The sequence below is a fragment of the Aquitalea sp. FG25 genome (assembly GCF_057809375.1).
This window is the reverse complement of record NZ_JBMDJV010000064.1, coordinates 1-530: the sequence shown is the minus strand read 5'-3', so window position 1 is coordinate 530 and position 530 is coordinate 1. Positions and strand designations below refer to the sequence as shown.

1 protein-coding gene is annotated in these 530 nt (G+C 59.6%); it reads right to left on the bottom strand.

Features of this window, described 5'->3' with window-relative positions:
• A partial coding sequence (locus tag ACODR9_RS24300; RefSeq protein WP_488813260.1) for an IS3 family transposase occupies window positions 1-530 on the bottom strand: 530 nt, incomplete at both ends.

Sequence of the window (530 nt, the reverse complement as noted above, 5' to 3'; positions counted from 1 at the left end):
TGGGCTGACGTCGCCATACCGCCATCAACAGGGCATTCAGCACCAGCTCTCTATCGATACGTGACTGCATCGACCAGCCAATCACCTGCCGCGAGAACAGGTCCAGCACCACCGCCAGGTACAACCACCCCTCATGCGTGCGGATATAAGTGATGTCGGTCACCCAGGCTTTATTCGGCTCATTCACAGTGAACTGGCGTTGCAAGTGATTCGGTGCCACCACTGCCGGGCGGCCACTGTAATGCCCAGGACGCCGGTGGTAACCCGTCTGCGAACGTAAGCCCTCCTGCTTCATCAGTCGTGCCACACGATGTTTGCCACAGCGCTCTCCCTGAGCCTGCAGGTCGTCATGCACCTTGCGATAACCATAGACACCGCCACTTTCGAGCCAAGCCTGCTTGATGTGCCCCAGCAAGCGCTGGTCTTCACGCGCTCGCGGTGAATGCGGGGATGCTCTCCAGGCGTAGTAGCCACTGGGGTGCACTGCCATGACCCAGCACAGTCGTCGAACTGGAAATTGCTGCGCGTGG